The sequence below is a fragment of the Agromyces binzhouensis genome, from assembly GCF_004135055.1.
GTDB lineage: Bacteria > Actinomycetota > Actinomycetes > Actinomycetales > Microbacteriaceae > Agromyces > Agromyces binzhouensis.
The window spans coordinates 1-1,617 of record NZ_SDPL01000548.1 but is presented as its reverse complement, the minus strand read 5'-3'; the positions used below and the strand labels follow the sequence as shown (position 1 = coordinate 1,617).

At 74.4% G+C, this 1,617-nt stretch carries 2 protein-coding genes; both read right to left on the bottom strand.

All coding sequences use genetic code 11. The features are described 5' to 3' along the window. Positions 1–647, bottom strand: a 647-nt coding sequence (locus ESO86_RS16600) for a metalloregulator ArsR/SmtB family transcription factor (protein ID WP_129235920.1), incomplete at its 3' end; no start/stop codon positions are given. A 49-nt stretch (positions 648–696) separates the two neighbouring features. Further along, a partial coding sequence (locus ESO86_RS16595; RefSeq protein WP_165308197.1) for an NAD(P)-binding domain-containing protein occupies positions 697–1,617 on the bottom strand: 921 nt, incomplete at its 5' end.

Below are 1,617 nucleotides of genomic sequence, written 5' to 3'. Positions count from 1 at the left end.
GCCGACACGGCGTCGGCGGGCTCCGACCCGGCCGTGCGCACGTGCACCCGGTCGCCCGCGAGGTGCCGCAGGATGGCCGCGGCCATCTGCGAGCGGCCGGCGTTCTGCACGCACACGAAGAGCACCTCGGGCGCGGTCCCGCCCGACTCCGGCGACTGTGCTGCGAGGGCGGCGAGCCGTTCGGCGGCGAACTCCGCGGCGCGCGACGTGAACCGCTTCGAGACGCCCGTCCGCTCGGCGAGGAGGTCGCGGCTCTCGCGGACGTACCGCTCGACCGTCTCGCGGCCGAACGTGCCGGCGAACCGCGTCGCGAGGTCGTCGACGACGCGCTCGATCGCGGCTTCGTCGTCGGGGCGCGAGCCGGCCGTGGGCATGTCGAGCAGTTCGGTCACGCGATCGAGGTGATCGGGTGCGACCGAGTACCAGGCACGGCGCCCGTCGGGCCGGCGTACGAGCACCCCGTCGTCGAGCAGTGCCTTCGCGTGGTGCGACACGGTCGGCTGCCGGAGGCCGAGCTCGTCGGCGAGCTCCGTCACGGTCGCGCGGCCGTCGGGCCTCGCGACGATGAGCGAGAGCATCCGCGCCCGGGTGGGGTCGGCGATCAGCGCCAGGCCGCCGGCCGCGGCATCCGCCCCACCCTTGTGCATAGACGACAGTCTATGCAATCGAGCGGATGTCCCGGCCCGCCCGCCGGACTCAGCAGCAGCCGTTCGATCCGTCGAGGCTGGTCGAGCAGACGCCGGTCGTGGGCAGCTCGAGCTGCACCTTCGCGGCTCCGGCGGCGTCGCCCGCCAGCCAGGCGGAGATCGAGCGCACCTGCTCGTACCCGGTCGCGAGCAGGAACGTCGGGGCGCGCCCGTAGCTCTTCATGCCGACGAGGAAGAAGCCGTCCTCGGGCTGGCGGAGCTCGGCGAAGCCGTGCGGCTCGACCGTGCCGCAGGTGTGCACGTTCGGGTCGATGAGCGGCGCGAGGCGCTTCGGCGCCTCGACGATGTCGTCGAGCTCGAGCCGGACCTCGCGGAGCAGGTCGAGGTCGGGGCGGAAGCCCGTCGCGTTCACGATGAGGTCGGCCTCGTGCTCGACGAGCTCGCCGGCGCGCGAGCCGACCATGCGTACGCCGCCGTCGGCGGCGCGGCCCAGCCGGACGATCTCGAACCGGTCGAGCACCTCGATGCGGCCCGCGTGCACGAGGTCGTCGACGCGGCGCCCGATCGAGGCGCGGGCGGGGAGCCCGTCGTCGTCGGAGGTCGTGACGCGGACGGCCGAGGCGTTGCGGATGGCCCAGGTGATCCGCGTCTCCGGCTCGTCCCGCGCGAGCGCGGCGAGGGCGAGCAACGTGTTCGCGGCCGAGTGCCCGGCGCCCACGACCGTCACGCGGCGGCCCGCGAAGCGGGTGCGGTCGCGTCCGAGCACGTCGGGGAGGGCGTGCGTCACCGAGTCCGCGACCTCGTCGAGCCCGAGGGGATCCAGGCCGTTCGAGCCGAGCCGGTTGGGCGTGCGCCAGGTGCCCGACGCGTCGATGACGGCGCGCGCCGCGACATCCTCGACCGCGCCACCGTTCCACGTGAAGCCTCGCACCTGAACATCGCCGGGCCACTCGTCCGACTCGGACCGACG